The sequence below is a fragment of the Actinorectispora metalli genome, from assembly GCF_056323685.1.
In genome coordinates, this window is record NZ_JBREYE010000001.1 from 3,523,862 (window position 1) to 3,536,884 (window position 13,023).

The following is a 13,023-nucleotide window of genomic DNA, read 5'->3' on the forward strand; positions in this document are numbered from 1 at the left end:
CGGGTCGCCGGACTGTGGGGGTCGCGGAGGTCATCGGCCTGCTGCTCTGCTGCGTGGTCCTTGTCCTCAGCATGCTTGCTTGGCGGCGAATCCGCCTGATCCGTCAGGGCGGCGTCGACGTCGCGGTCCGCACCCGTCCCCGAAGCTGGAGCATCGGCGTCGGCCACTACCGCGGCGATGATTTCCTTTGGTACCGCGTGCTGAGCCTGCGGTCCCGCCCGGACCAGGTGGTTCGCCGCAGCGGTCTGGAGATCGCCGCCCGCCGCGAGCCCACCGGCTCCGAGCTGTACTCCATGCCCGCGGGCTCCACGATCCTGTGCTGCCGCGGCGACGCCATCGACATCGAACTGGCCATGGGCCCCGACGCCCTCACCGGGTTCCTGTCCTGGCTGGAGTCATCCCCGCCGGGCCACTCGATCCCCTTCGCCTCCTGAGGCGGTGGGTATGCGGCGGATCGTGAACTCGTCACTGAGGCCACCGCCGAAGAGGATGTCCAGGCGGCCGCTGACGGCGTAGATGCCGTGCGGGGTGGCGGTCAGGGTGCTCGGCCAGGGGTCCGGCCACGCCTGGGTGGTCACGGCGGCGGTGCGCCAGCGGTCGCGTGAGGTCAGCTTGTGCACCTTGCTCGCCGCGATGTCGGCGACATACAGCGAACCGCCTCGCAGCAGCAGGCCGTCGGGGCTGGTCAGCGGGGCGTCCAGCTGGGCCCGTGTGACGGTGGGCCGTGCGGTGAGCGAGACCCGCCACAGCGAACCGGTGCTGCTGTTGGCGACCAGCAGCCCACCCGGCAGCCAGACGACGCCGTTGGCGCCGACACCGCCGGGTTGCGGCTTCAGGCGGTCGTCGCGAACCACCAGGGTGGCCCGGCCGTCGGGGTTGATGCGGTGGACCGTGCCCCGGGCGGAATCGGTCACGTACGCGGTGCCGTCGGGCGCCAGCGCCAGGTCGTTGGCCAGCGCGGGTTCACCCGGAGTCGCGAGGTCGGTGTACCACTGGCGGACACCGGTGCGCAGGTCGTAGCTGCCCACCCCGGCGAGCTTGCCGGTCGTGGTCGGGCTGCTCCTGGTGGACAGTCCGCCATCGGCGTTGGCCACCAGCACCCGCCCGCGAACCGGGTCGACCTTGATGCCGAGTGCCATGACCAGGGTCGGATCGGTGACCAGCGGTTCGACCGCGCCGCGCGGGGTGACCACGGAGATCGTGCCGTGGCGGGCCGAGCCCACCAGGAACCGGGCGCGGGAGTGGTCGTAGGCGATGCCCTCCGGATGCAGCGACGGCGCGCGGCCCTCGATCACGTCGGGCCAGGCCTCGGCCACCCCACCCGCCAAGCCGCTCAGGACCAGGACGACGGCAAGCAGCATCGAACGCATGGCAACCCCCTGTTGCCTGATGGCTCAGGCGTTCTCCCCGGGCTTCCAGAGTACGTCGCCGTCGGGGTTGGCGACTCGGCTGAGGATGAACAGCAGGTCCGACAACCGGTTGAGGTACTTGGCGGTCAGCACGTTGGTGCGCTCGGGATCGACGTCCAGCAGCGCCCAGGCGTTGCGCTCCGCGCGCCGGGCCACGGTGCGGGCCTGGTGCAGCAGAGCGGCGCCGGGGGTGCCGCCGGGCAGGATGAACGAGTCGAGCTTGGCCAGCGTCGCGTTGTACTCGTCGCACCAGCGCTCCAGGCGGTCCACATAGGACTGCTCAACGCGCAGCGGCGGGTACTTCGGGTCCGGCACGATCGGCGTGCACAGATCCGCGCCGACGTCGAAGAGGTCGTTCTGCACCTGCCGCAACAGCGTCGCGAGCTTGTCGTCCAGGTTGCCCAGCGCCACGGCGACGCCGATCACCGAGTTGGCCTCGTCCACGTCGGCGTAGGCGACCAGTCTGGGGTCGGTCTTGCTGACGCGGGAGAAATCGCCCAGCGCGGTCGTTCCGTCGTCCCCGGTGCGGGTGTAGATCTTCGTCAGGTGCACGCCCATACGAGTCACCCTAAGCCCACCAGGTAGGTTGCCACGCGTGAGCGAGCATTTCCGGGTGCATGGTGGCGCGCGGCTGGTCGGCAGCGTCGACGTGGTCGGTGCGAAGAACAGCGTGTTGAAACTGATGGCGGCCGCTCTGCTGGCGGAGGGCACCACGACCCTCACCAACTGCCCGGAGATCCTGGACGTCCCGTTCATGGCGGACGTGCTGCGCAGCATCGGCTGCGAGGTGAACATCGACGGCGCGACCGTGGTGATCACCACCCCGGCCGAGCTCAACCACCGCCCGGACGCCGCGTCCATGGGCAAGCTGCGGGCGTCGGTATGCGTGCTGGGGCCGTTGGTCGGCCGCTGCCGCAAGGCCGTCGTCGCGCTGCCCGGCGGTGACGCGATCGGCTCGCGGCCGCTGGACATGCACCAGAGCGGCCTGCGTCAGCTTGGCGCGCGCAGCGAGATCGAGCACGGCAGCGTCGTCGCCGAGACCGAGCAGCTTCGCGGCGCGCAGATCTGGCTGGACTTCCCCAGCGTGGGCGCTACCGAGAACATCCTCACCGCCGCCGTGCTGGCCGATGGCACCACGGTGATCGACAACGCCGCCCGCGAGCCGGAGATCGTGGACCTCTGCGTGATGCTCCAGCAGATGGGCGCCAAGATCGAGGGCGCGGGCAGTTCCACCCTCACGGTGCACGGCGTCGACAAGCTCCAGCCCACCCAGCACCGCGTGATCGGCGACCGCATCGTCGGCGCCACCTGGGCCTTCGCCGCCGCCGCCACCCGCGGCGACATCACCGTGCGCGGTGTCGACCCGCACCACATGGACCTGGTGCTGGAGAAGCTGCGGATGGCGGGCGCGGAGATCACCCTGCTGGACGGGGACGAGCGGGGCTTCCGGCTGGTAATGGCCGACCGCCCGCGCGCCGTCGACTTCGTGACGCTGCCCTATCCCGGTTTCGCCACCGACCTGCAGCCCTTCGCCATCGCGTTGTCCGCGATCTCCGAGGGCACCGCGATGATCACCGAGAACCTCTTCGAGGCCCGGTTCCGCTTCATCGAGGAGATGATCCGGCTCGGTGCCGACGCCCGCACCGACGGCCACCACGCGGTCATCCGCGGTCTGGAGCGGCTCTCCAGCGCCCCGGTGTGGGCCTCCGACATCCGCGCGGGCGCGGGGCTCGTGCTGGCCGGGCTGTGCGCCGACGGTGTCACCGAGGTGTGGGACGTCTTCCACATCGACCGCGGCTACCCGCGTTTCGTGGAGAACATGGTCTCCTTGGGCGCCAACGTCGAGCGGGTCAACGAGCCGCCACCGCGTTGAGCGCCAACACCTTCTGAAAGTAAAAGGGTGCCGCCGCGGGGGTTCAGAGAACCGGGCGGCGGCACCGACCAACAGTCACGGCTCGGTTGTGAACCTGGGGGTCGTTCACACCTGCGAGCGAGATAAGGTGCGGTGAGTGACACCGCAGTTTTCTGCTGGTGAACATACGGTAGAACGTTGCCTGGGGTGCGGTAATGGTCATCTTTGACCATGGCTCCATATAGCAGGGCGACAGTAGGGTTTTTCGCCCGCGTGTGTCCTAATTGTGGTTGGGTGTGACACTGGCGCCGGGCACTGGGGGAAGCGATGGAAGGCAAGCAGCTCAACGCGTTGCTTGAGGTGGCAGGCATACTGGGCAGCACGGCACCGCATGGGCAGAAGGCGAATGAGATCTTGTCCGTCGTCGGACAGGTCATTCCGTTCGAGGCCGCCAGCCTTTCTCAAGCGGGACTGGATGAAGATCCGCATTCGCCCGTTGCGGTCATCGCGTATCCGGATAACGTGCAACATCATCTTGATGACTGGCTCGTCCGCCACGATGTCGCGTATTTACACATGCGACGCAATGATCGAACTCCGTTGTGCTGGCGCACCGCGCCCGGTGTCTACCGAGAAACGTATTCGGCACAGGAGGTTCTCATTCCCGCCGGATTCAACGAGGGCGCCACCACCTGTCTCTACGCCCGCGACGGCCGCTACACCGGCGCCCTGCACGTCAGCTTCGGCCGCGCCGACGAGTTCCCGGCCGACGCGCTGCCCCTGCTCGGTGCGTTGCAGCGGGTGCTGGGCGGGCTCGTCGACCCACTGCGCGAGGCGAGCCGGGTGCTGGCCGAGGCGAAGCCCGGCGCCAACGCCGCCGCGCTGTCCCGCGGCGGCGAACCGCGCACGGTGCCGGGTCGGCAGCCTGGCGCCTGGCTGGAGCCCGACGGCGGCCTGACCAGGGCCATGGCCAGGAAACTGGCGGCAGGCCCGGTCTCCGGACGGTTCTGGTGGGCGGATCAGAACTCGGCGCTGCACCAGGTCAATGCCGTGGACTGCGGCCAGTACACGTTGGTGGTGGAAACGCCGCGGCCCGCGCCCTACGGCCTGACCGGCCGCGAGTTGGAGGTGTTGACGCTGGTCTCGGCGGGCAAGACCAACGACCAGATCGCCAGCGCCCTGCACATCACGCCCCCCACGGTGGCCAAGCACGTCAGCCACGTCATCGCCAAGCTCGGCGTACCCAGCCGCGCCGCAGCGGCCGCCCAGGCACAGGTCGGCGGACTGCTGCTGCTCACGTGATTGCGTACTCACGGAGCCTGTGAGCAATGGCACGAGCAACAAAGGTTACCGACCAGTAGTCTGATTTTCACGATTCGGCGGCGCCTCCCCGGAGAGCGTCGGCGTGCAGATCAGAAGCGGACACGACCGCTGATGGCGTGTACTGCAGAGCGGGAGGTGGCCAAGCCATGCCGTACCCGACCGACCGTGAGCGTGACCGACCGTGGGTGATGCGGACCTACGCGGGCCACTCGTCGGCCGCCGCGTCCAACACCCTCTACCGGCGCAACCTCGCCAAGGGCCAGACGGGGCTTTCGGTCGCGTTCGACCTGCCGACGCAGACCGGCTACGACCCCGACCACGAACTCGCCAGGGGCGAGGTCGGCAAGGTCGGCGTCCCGATCAGCCACATCGGCGATATGCGGCAGCTGTTCGACGGCATCCCGCTGGACGAGGCCAACACCTCGATGACCATCAACGCCACCGCCATGTGGCTGCTGGCGATGTACGTGACGGTCGCCCAGGAGCAGGCCGAGGCGACGGACAAGGACTGGCACGAGGTCGTCGCGAAGCTGGCGGGCACCACCCAGAACGACATCATCAAGGAGTACCTCTCCCGCGGCACCTATGTGTTCCCGCCGGGACCGAGCCTGCGCCTGATCACCGACATGGTGGCCTACACGGTGCAGAACGTGCCGAAGTGGAACCCCATCAACATCTGCAGCTACCACCTGCAGGAGGCGGGCGCGACGCCGACGCAGGAGGTCGCCTACGCCTTGTGCACCGCGATCGCGGTGCTGGACTCGGTGTTCGGCTCCGGCCAGATCCCCGAGGAGCGCCGCGGTGACGTGGTCGCCCGTATCTCCTTCTTCGTCAACGCCGGTGTGCGTTTCGTCGAGGAGATGTGCAAGATGCGCGCCTTCGCGCAGCTCTGGGACGAGATCACCCGCGACCGCTACGGCATCCAGGACCCCAAGCACCGCCGCTTCCGCTACGGCGTGCAGGTCAACTCGCTCGGCCTGACCGAAGCGCAGCCGGAGAACAACGTGCAGCGCATCGTGTTGGAGATGCTCGCGGTGTCGTTGTCCCGCAACGCCCGCGCCCGCGCCATCCAGCTGCCCGCCTGGAACGAGGCATTGGGTCTGCCGCGCCCGTGGGACCAGCAGTGGGCGCTGCGCATGCAGCAGGTGCTCGCCTTCGAGACGGACCTGCTGGAGTACGAGGACATCTTCGACGGCTCCCCGGTCATCGAGGCGAAGGTCAACGAGATCATCGGCGGCGCCCGCGAGGAGATCGACCGCGTCCAGGCCATGGGCGGCGCGGTCGCCGCGGTGGAGTCCGGCTACATGAAGTCCGCGCTGGTGTCCTCCCTCGCCGAGCGCAGGCGCAGGCTGGAGTCCGGCGAGGAGATCATCGTCGGCGTCAACAAGTTCGACACCTCCGAGCCCAGCCCGCTGCAGGCCGAGGGCGCCAAGGCGATCGAAAAGATCGACCCCGCCGTCGAACACGCCGCCATCAAGGCCATCACCGAGTGGAAGGCGGGCCGCGACTCCTCCACCGTGGACCTCGCCCTCCAGGAACTCCGCGACGCCGCCAAGACCGACGCCAACCTGGTCGAAGCCACCCTGACCTGCGCCCGCGCGGGCGTCACCACCGGCGAATGGGCCCACGCCCTGCGTGAGGTCTTCGGCGAGTACCGCGCCCCCACCGGAGTCTCCGGCGCCTCCGCGGCGGGCGAGGCGGGCAGCGAGATCGCCCGCGTCCGCGACCGCGTCAAAGCCACCGGCGACGAACTCGGCGAGCGCCTGCGCATCCTGGTCGGCAAGCCCGGCCTCGACGGCCACTCCAACGGCGCCGAGCAGGTCGCCGTCCGCGCCCGCGACGTCGGCTTCGAGGTCATCTACCAGGGCATCCGCCTCACCCCGTCGCAGATCGTTGCGGCCGCGGTCCAGGAAGACGTCCACGTGGTCGGCCTGTCCGTACTGTCCGGCTCCCACCTCGAGGTCGTCCCCGCCGTCGTCGACGGCCTCCGCGAGGCGGGCGCAGGCGAGGTCCCGGTCATCGTCGGCGGCATCATCCCGCCCGAGGACGCCGAGATCCTCACCGCCCGCGGCATCTCCCGCGTCTTCACCCCCAAGGACTACGCCCTCACCGAGATCATGGACGAGATCGTCACCGTCATCCGCCAGGCCAACGGTTTGGCATAAACGCCCCCGCCGACACGGAGAGTCCAGTACTTTCCGTGTCGTGTCGGATGCGTTGCGTGTAGCCAAAGCGCTGATCGAACCAGTCGTCAAGGCACTGATCACCGACCGCCAACGCCGCGAGCAGCGCAGCCTGCCCCTGGCCGAGCTGGTCAACGTGTCTGCTTCGGGTGGCGCCGCGGGAGCTGGCCGGATTCTCCGAGCCCGCTAGCACCGCGATGGTCTCGGCCGCAGCGATCACCGGTCATCCTGATGCACTTGCCTTGCTGTCCTCGTACGCCAACGATGAACGAGCCGTGGTGCGATCACAGATCCGCATGAGGGCAGGCCATTTCGACCCATCGGATTTCGCCGCTTCCGTGCTTACCGGCTCGCCGCTTGAGGATGAGGTCTGGATCACTGATGACGCGCAGCTTGAATCCTATCGACAGGTGCCGAGTCTGCGACGGATAAAATTCCTCATGCTGCAAGAGGTGGCCGATCTCGCCGCCGAATTGGATGGGCTCGCGCCGATAGAAAAGCTCTGGGTTGCCGGACGGCCCGCCGGGGGTACTGGAGGCTGTGGTAGACAACCTGCCCTGGCTGAAGAAACTCGACCTGTCGACCTTCCTGAAACACGTGGATCTCAGTCCAATCGTGAAGCTGACCGGACTTGAATCCCTGCACCTGTCGATGCACCAACCCATCGACCTCAGCCCACTCAATGAGTTGACTGGACTTAAATCGCTCCGAGTGGGCCCCCATTTGCCCCACCAGGTGACTCCGCTGACGACGGAGGGTCTGACCGTGTGGGCTCCTAACAGAAGAGTTCGAAGCTGGTGGCGGAAAGCGATGCCGCCCCAGGTTCGCGTCCGGCAGGGCTTCCCGGACTGAGCAACGAATCGTTGTTCAAGCGCAACAAAATGCGGGGTTGTGACTGTTCAAGGTGGTCAAGTCGTAGCTTGTTGATCCGAATGGCGCATGGACAGCAGGTGCATGATCGGCGAATCTCAACGGGTGGGGAGCAACCGTGGGCGTGGGGTGCTGGCCGCCGTTGCGACTGGCGCGGCGTTGGTCGGCGGCGTGACGACTGCCCACTTCTACTTCGGTGTCGGCGGGGCCACTGAAACCGTTGTGCCGCAGGCCGCTCGGCTGCCGACCGTGCTGTCCGCGCCTTCCACGCTGGAGGCGTCCGCTGTTCTGCGGCCCGGTGACTCGGGGCCGCAGGTCGCCGAGGCGCAGCGGATTCTGAAGCGGCTGGGGTACCAGGCGCGCAAGGACAACGGGCAGTTCGACGACGAGACCAAGCACGCTGTGACCGCCTTCCAGAAGGTGCACGGGCTGGAGCGGACCGGCGAGATCGACGCCGCCACCAGGGCGGCGCTGCGGGCGCCGATCGTGCCGGGGTCGCGGTCGGAGGCTCGCGGGCTCCACGTCGAGGTCGACTTGGCGCGACAGGTCGCCTACTTCGTCCGGGACGGCGAGATCGACCGCATCTACGACGTGTCCACCGGCAAGCCGGGCAAGGAGACGCCGCCGGGGGCGTACAAGATTACCTACCAGATCCGCGGCTGGCGCTACGCCGAGCTTGGTCCGATGTACAAGCCGTCCTACTTCGAGAACACCCGTGGGCTGGCGTTCCACGGCGGTGAGCCGGTGGAGCCGCAACCCGCGAGCAACGCCTGCGTCCGGATGACCGACCCGAGCATCGAAGAGGTGTTCCCGCAGCTCAAGCCGGGCACCGAGATTCTGATCTACAGCTGAGTATCTTTCGTCGATGGCGAAGCGACTTTCGCCCGATGCGGCGGCGGGAAAGCCTTCTCTAACGTTCCTGCCATACGGGGGAGCCACGATTTCTGGTCGGCGGTCGGTCTGTTCTTACTGGCGCCGTTCGTCGGGGAATACCTGCTGGGCAATCAGCCGATCACCGCGCTGCCCCAGTTGTTGCTGCTGGCCCCGATGTACGGGGGCGGGGCGCTGCTGATCCGCGAGGTCGCTCGGCGCACCGGGCGGGGGTGGCCGACGATGGTGTTGCTCGCCGCGGCCTACGCCCTGCTGGAGGAAGGCCCGATCGATCAGATGCTGTTCAACCCGGGCTACGGCGGGGTGGACATCGGCCTCGCCTACGGCGCGACCTTCATCCCCGAATTGGGTACCAGCGCCGCACTGGTGCAGGACGTGTTGACGATGCACGCGATTTGGAGCATCTGCGTGCCGATCGCCATTGTGGAGGCCTTTCGGCGGGACCAGCGGAAACCCTGGGCCGGACGATCAGGGCTGCTGGTCACGAGTGTCGTCTTCGTGGCGGGGTCCGCCTTTCTCGCCTTCGTGAACTATCAGAACGAGCACTTCGTGGCGCACTGGACCCTGCTGACCGGATCGGCGGCGGTCGTCCTGGTGCTGGTCGTGGCGGCCTTCCTGGTCGGCCGCCGCCCGGCGCCGCCGGTGGATGCCGACGCGCCAACGCCCTGGGCGGTGGGTGTCGTGGCGTTCGTGGTGACCAGCTTGTACTGGGCCCGCGTGTACCTGCCGGACGGGCTGTCCGACTGGCGCCTGGTCGGCGTGTGGTTCGTGCTCGTGGGCGTGGCCGTGGCGCTGTGCGGCCGGTGGTCGCGCAGCCGAGGCTGGAGCGGCGGGCACCGTCTCGCCCTCGCGGGCGGCGCGCTGCTCACCTACGTCTGGGTGGGCTTCACCCACGTGTGGGAGTCGAACGTCCCCGGCGCCGTCGCGCTGTTCGGCGCGGCGGTGTTCGGTGCCTGCGCGGTCCTTCTGCTGTTGGTGGCCGTCCGCGCGCAGAGAACGCGAGAGGCGATCGCCTGAGCGGTCCTCACGCGGGCCAGACCGGCTTGCGCTTGGCGAGGAACGCGGCCATGCCCTCCTTCGCGGCGGGTGACTGGGACGCCTCGGCCATGGCCTCCAACGCGATGAGGTAGGCGTCGCCCTCGGGGCGGTCAAGCTGGGCGTACAGCAGGCGCTTGCCCGCTGCCTTGCTGGCGCGGCTGCCGCGGGTGGCCCGCTCGAGCAGCGAGTGCACCGCGGTGTCCAGTTCCGAGTCGGGGACGGCGTAGTTGACCAGGCCCCAGTCGGCGGCGGTCGCGGCGTCGATGACATCGCCGGTCAGCGCGAGTTCCATGAGGCGCTTGCGGCCGATGGAACGGGCCACCGGAACGGCGGGGGTGTGGCAGAACCAGCCGCCCTTGCCGCCGGGCAGCGCGAAGCCCGCCGACTCGCCCGCCACGGCCAGGTCGCAGGAGGACACCAGTTGGCAGCCCGCGGCGGTCGCGAGCGCGTGCACCCTGGCGATGACCACCTGCGGCACCGCGTGGATCGTGCGCATCAGGTCCGTGCAGAGGGTCAGCATCTCGTGCACGCCCTCCAGATCGCGGGCGGCGACATCGGCGAAGTCGTGGCCCGCCGAGAACACCGGACCGTTGGCGGCCAGCACGATGCCGGTCGCATCGGTGTTCGCGGCCTCCTCGAAGGCCTCCTTCAACTCGGCGAGGTGCGCGAAGGATAATGCGTTGCGCCGCTCCGGCCGGTTCATCGTGATGGTGACCGTCGCGCCGTCGCGCTTCACCAACAGAGAGTCGCTCATCCCGCTAACGCTAGCGGCGCTCGTGGAGCAGCAGCAGGGTGTATGCCGCCAGCGACTGCGCGTCGGTGATCTCGCCCGCGGCGATCATGCGCTCGAACTCCGCGCGACTGAACCAGGCGGTGCGCATGTCCTGCTCCTCAAGCTCCCGCGCGGGCAGGCCCTCGGTCAGCTCGGTGGCCAGGAACGCCCGGCCGCGCTGGCTGGACATGCCCGGCGCGACGTCGATCAGCCCGAGCTCCACCAGCCTGCCCGCCCGCAGACCGGTCTCCTCGCGCAACTCCCGTTCGGCCAGTTTCAGCGGATCGAGGTGGGCCCGCTCGGGGGCGGTGCCCTGCGGGAACTCCCAGCGGCGCAGGCCCAACGGGTAGCGGAACTGCTCCACAAGCTGAAGCCGGTCCCCGTCCAGCGGGATGACCAACGCGTAGTCCGGCTTGTCCACCACCCCGTAGATCCCGGCGGACCCGTCGGAGCGGCGGATGGCGTCCTCCCGAACGGTCATCCACGCGTTGGCGTAGACCTCACGGCTGTCGACTGTGTGCACGGGTGTCGATGGTGGCGGACGCCTTCTGCTGCTGTGCGGGGGCCCGGCCATCCCAGGAGCGTTCGCCACCCGGACCGTGGTCCAGGTGGCGAACGCTCCGGGGGATCAGCCTCTGGCCAGCTTGGAGTTGCGCATGCCGTAGAGGAAGTAGACGGCGAGGCCGACGGCGGTCCAGATCGCGAAGGTCACCCAGGTGACGGCGTTCAGGCCCCAAATGAGGTAGGCGCAGAACGCCAGGCCCAGCAGGGGAGTGATCGGCATCAGCGGGGTGCGGAAGCTGCGCGGCAGGTCCGGCTGGGTGTGCCGCAGCACCAGGACACCGGCGTTGACCAGCGCGAAGGCGACGAGCGTTCCGATGCTGGTGGCCTCGACCAGGTTGCCGAGCGGGACCAGCGCGGCGAGCACCGCGACGATGATGCCGACGATCCAGGTGTTGGCGCTCGGCACCGCGCGCCGGTTGATCCTGGCGAAGATGCCGGGGACCAAGCCGTCACGGGACATCGCCACCAGGATGCGTGTCTGTCCATACAGGACGGTCAGGACGACGGAGGCGATGGCCACCACGGCGCCGAAGGACAGGATCACCGAGGGCCAGTTGCTGCCGGTCACGGTGCCCAGCACGGTGGACAGTGAGGCCTTGGCGTCGGACAGCCCCGCGGAGCCGACGGCGCCGATCGCGGTCAGCGCCACCAGCACGTAGGCGATGGTCACGATGACCAGCGAGATCACGATGGCCCTCGGCAGGTCGCGCTTGGGGTTCTTGGCCTCCTCGCCCGCGGTCGACGCGGCGTCGAAGCCGATGAAGGAGAAGAACACCAGCGAGGCCCCCGCGGTGATGCCGAGGTAGCCGTGCGGGGAGAACGGGGTGAGGTTGCCGGACTTGAAGCCGCTGACCGCGACGATCACGAAGAAGCCCAGCACCGCGACCTTGATCAGCGTGGTGATCGTGGTGGCCACGGCGCTTTCCCGCACGCCAATCAGCAGCACGCCCATCGCGAGCAGCACCGCGACCGCGGCCGGGATGTTCACCACCCCGCCGTCGCCGGGCGGCGCGGCCAGTGCCTCGGGGATGGTCACGCCGATGGTGGAGCCGAGGAAGGCGTTGAGGTACTCGCCCCAGCCGACGGCGACCGCCGCGACCGAGACCCCGTACTCCAGCAGCAGGCACCAGCCGCAGATCCAGGCCACGCCCTCGCCGAGGGTGGCGTAGGAGTAGGAGTACGCCGAGCCCGACACCGGGACCGCGCCCGCCAGTTCGGCGTAGGACAGCGCCGAGAACAACGCGGCAAGGCCCGCCACCACGAAGGACACGATCACCGCGGGACCGGCCAGCGGGACGGCCTCGCCGAGCACCACGAAGATGCCGGTGCCGAGGGTGGCGCCGATGGAGATCGACACCAGGGCAAGCAGACCCATGCTGCGTTTGAGCTGGGTGTGGGCACCGTCGTCCACGATCTGCGTGACGGGTTTGGTGCGTAGCAAGGCGGGCGTTGTTGACCCGGCGGTAACCGACATGGGACGGAAACCTACGAGGTCTGGAAAGCGATCACCATCGAGCGTGATCGCCGTCACAATAAATGGTCTGAATATCAGTCCAAACGGCGTAAGCAGGAAGAATCGCGGATGCGGCCACTTTCCGCAGGAAACCTTTCTCCGTTGAATGGCAACTTCGAGATGCCGGGCCGGTCGAGCGTCTGGTATGGGGCTGCACTAGCATGGCGCGGTGATCTCGGACAACGCAGCGTCGCCGGAGCTTCCGGAGCCCGGCCGCGGCAGGCTGTTCACCGCGATCGGCATCGATCTCCTGTTGTCCCTCGGCAGCGGCATCACCGTGCTGATCATCGGCTTCCTCCCCGAGTACCAGCACCTCCAGGTGAAGTGGCTCGCGGTGGCAGCGGTGCTGGTGGTCTCCTTCGTCAACCGGGTGCTGCTCCAGCTGGCCACCCGCGCGACCGTCGGCAAGTTGCTGACCGGACTGGCTGTCGTCGAGGACGGCCGCCGTCCCGGCATCGGCGCGCTGCTCTCGGCCTGGGTCACCGGCGGCTTCGTGGTGATCGGGCTGCTCACCGGCGGCGCCGACGCGGACGACGACCCCGCCCGCCTGAAGATCGTCCGACGCGCCGACCTCCGTACGCGTTCACTGAACTCCAACGCCTAGTCTG

14 protein-coding genes are annotated in these 13,023 nt (G+C 68.6%); 9 read left to right on the forward strand and 5 right to left on the reverse strand.

The annotated features are described in order from the left end of the window. Positions 1-14 precede the first annotated feature (14 nt). The gene (locus ACU6XJ_RS16510) at positions 15-434 is read left to right on the forward strand and encodes a DUF2550 domain-containing protein (RefSeq protein ID WP_476312021.1); all 420 of its coding nucleotides are present in this window, start codon (positions 15-17) and stop codon (positions 432-434) included. Here ACU6XJ_RS16510 and ACU6XJ_RS16515 read toward each other — a convergent pair. Then, on the reverse strand, positions 396-1,370 hold the full coding sequence (locus ACU6XJ_RS16515; RefSeq protein ID WP_476312024.1) for a hypothetical protein: 975 nt from the start codon (positions 1,368-1,370) through the stop codon (positions 396-398). The genes ACU6XJ_RS16510 and ACU6XJ_RS16515 overlap by 39 nt on opposite strands. Positions 1,371-1,394: 24 nt before the next feature. Beyond that, complete coding sequence (locus tag ACU6XJ_RS16520; protein WP_476312026.1) at positions 1,395-1,967, reverse strand: cob(I)yrinic acid a,c-diamide adenosyltransferase; 573 nt, start codon at positions 1,965-1,967, stop codon at positions 1,395-1,397. 37 nt (positions 1,968-2,004) lie between these two features. Between ACU6XJ_RS16520 and murA the strand changes: the two genes are divergently transcribed. The 7 genes from murA (at position 2,005) to ACU6XJ_RS16555 (ending at position 9,545) form a co-directional block, all read left to right on the forward strand. Then, on the forward strand, positions 2,005-3,282 hold the full coding sequence (murA, locus tag ACU6XJ_RS16525) for a UDP-N-acetylglucosamine 1-carboxyvinyltransferase (protein ID WP_476312029.1): 1,278 nt from the start codon (positions 2,005-2,007) through the stop codon (positions 3,280-3,282). A gap of 555 nt (positions 3,283-3,837) precedes the next feature. Continuing rightward, positions 3,838-4,563 (forward strand): helix-turn-helix transcriptional regulator, encoded by a 726-nt coding sequence (locus ACU6XJ_RS16530; RefSeq protein WP_476312031.1) that lies wholly within the window; start codon positions 3,838-3,840, stop codon positions 4,561-4,563. A gap of 167 nt (positions 4,564-4,730) precedes the next feature. Beyond that, complete coding sequence (locus ACU6XJ_RS16535) at positions 4,731-6,749, forward strand: protein meaA (RefSeq protein WP_476312033.1); 2,019 nt, start codon at positions 4,731-4,733, stop codon at positions 6,747-6,749. A gap of 40 nt (positions 6,750-6,789) precedes the next feature. Then, a complete protein-coding gene (locus ACU6XJ_RS16540; RefSeq protein ID WP_476312036.1) occupies positions 6,790-6,957 on the forward strand; it encodes a hypothetical protein in 168 nt (55 codons plus the stop codon). 7 nt (positions 6,958-6,964) lie between these two features. Further along, positions 6,965-7,402, forward strand: a complete 438-nt coding sequence (locus tag ACU6XJ_RS16545; protein WP_476312039.1) for a hypothetical protein — start codon at positions 6,965-6,967, stop codon at positions 7,400-7,402. Between the two features lie 340 nt (positions 7,403-7,742). Then, positions 7,743-8,489 carry a L,D-transpeptidase family protein gene (locus ACU6XJ_RS16550; protein ID WP_476312042.1) on the forward strand — a complete coding sequence of 249 codons (747 nt, stop codon included), beginning with the start codon at positions 7,743-7,745 and terminating at the stop codon, positions 8,487-8,489. A gap of 177 nt (positions 8,490-8,666) precedes the next feature. Continuing rightward, positions 8,667-9,545 carry a hypothetical protein gene (locus tag ACU6XJ_RS16555; RefSeq protein WP_476312045.1) on the forward strand — a complete coding sequence of 293 codons (879 nt, stop codon included), beginning with the start codon at positions 8,667-8,669 and terminating at the stop codon, positions 9,543-9,545. A 7-nt stretch (positions 9,546-9,552) separates the two neighbouring features. On the opposite strand, the gene ACU6XJ_RS16560 is transcribed toward ACU6XJ_RS16555, so the two are convergent. The 3 genes from ACU6XJ_RS16560 to ACU6XJ_RS16570 form a co-directional block, all read right to left on the reverse strand. Beyond that, positions 9,553-10,320, reverse strand: a complete 768-nt coding sequence (locus tag ACU6XJ_RS16560; protein ID WP_476312048.1) for an enoyl-CoA hydratase-related protein — start codon at positions 10,318-10,320, stop codon at positions 9,553-9,555. Positions 10,321-10,330: 10 nt separating this feature from the next. Beyond that, the gene (locus tag ACU6XJ_RS16565; RefSeq protein ID WP_476312051.1) at positions 10,331-10,861 is read right to left on the reverse strand and encodes an NUDIX domain-containing protein; all 531 of its coding nucleotides are present in this window, start codon (positions 10,859-10,861) and stop codon (positions 10,331-10,333) included. A 105-nt stretch (positions 10,862-10,966) separates the two neighbouring features. After that, positions 10,967-12,376, reverse strand: a complete 1,410-nt coding sequence (locus tag ACU6XJ_RS16570) for an amino acid permease (protein WP_476312054.1) — start codon at positions 12,374-12,376, stop codon at positions 10,967-10,969. A 208-nt stretch (positions 12,377-12,584) separates the two neighbouring features. Between ACU6XJ_RS16570 and ACU6XJ_RS16575 the strand changes: the two genes are divergently transcribed. Then, positions 12,585-13,019, forward strand: coding sequence for an RDD family protein (locus ACU6XJ_RS16575; RefSeq protein ID WP_476312057.1), 435 nt, complete (start codon positions 12,585-12,587; stop codon positions 13,017-13,019). Positions 13,020-13,023: the final 4 nt, after the last annotated feature.

Excerpts from the sequence above, each read along its gene's own strand:
- ACU6XJ_RS16515 (WP_476312024.1), bottom strand. The coding sequence starts at position 1,370 with ATGCGTTCGATGCTGCTTGCCGTCGTCCTGGTCCTGAGCGGCTTGGCG.
- ACU6XJ_RS16520 (WP_476312026.1), bottom strand. The coding sequence starts at position 1,967 with ATGGGCGTGCACCTGACGAAGATCTACACCCGCACCGGGGACGACGGA.
- ACU6XJ_RS16530 (WP_476312031.1), top strand. The coding sequence starts at position 3,838 with ATGCGACGCAATGATCGAACTCCGTTGTGCTGGCGCACCGCGCCCGGT.
- ACU6XJ_RS16535 (WP_476312033.1), top strand. The coding sequence starts at position 4,731 with ATGCCGTACCCGACCGACCGTGAGCGTGACCGACCGTGGGTGATGCGG.
- ACU6XJ_RS16545 (WP_476312039.1), top strand. The coding sequence starts at position 6,965 with ATGGTCTCGGCCGCAGCGATCACCGGTCATCCTGATGCACTTGCCTTG.
- ACU6XJ_RS16560 (WP_476312048.1), bottom strand. The coding sequence starts at position 10,320 with ATGAGCGACTCTCTGTTGGTGAAGCGCGACGGCGCGACGGTCACCATC.
- ACU6XJ_RS16570 (WP_476312054.1), bottom strand. The coding sequence starts at position 12,376 with ATGTCGGTTACCGCCGGGTCAACAACGCCCGCCTTGCTACGCACCAAA.